Origin of the sequence: Isoptericola croceus (genome assembly GCF_029382255.1) — a bacterium.
GTDB lineage: Bacteria > Actinomycetota > Actinomycetes > Actinomycetales > Cellulomonadaceae > Isoptericola > Isoptericola croceus.
In genome coordinates, this window is the sequence record NZ_JARLLG010000115.1 from 1 (window position 1) to 281 (window position 281).

The 281-nt window shown below is 68.7% G+C and carries 1 pseudogene; it reads left to right on the forward strand.

Going from position 1 to position 281, the window contains the following annotated elements:
- Positions 1 to 12 precede the first annotated feature (12 nt).
- Positions 13 to 281, forward strand: a pseudogene (locus PZC42_RS24415) (hypothetical protein); the annotation flags it as partial.

A 281-nucleotide genomic window follows, 5' to 3' on the forward strand; every position in this document is an offset into this window, starting at 1 on the left:
GTGAGGTTCGCCATGGACAGGGCCGGGCTCGTGGGCGCCGACGGGCCGACGCACTGCGGCGCGTTCGACGTCACCTACATGGCGTGCCTGCCGAACATGGTCGTCATGGCCCCGTCCGACGAGGCGGAGCTCTGCCACATGGTCGCCACCGCCGCGGCCATCGACGACCGCCCCTCCTGCTTCCGCTACCCAAGAGGCAACGGCATCGGCGTCCCGCTACCACCCAACTACAAAGGCGTTCCCCTCGAGGTAGGCAAAGGGAGGGTACTGCTGGAGGGCGT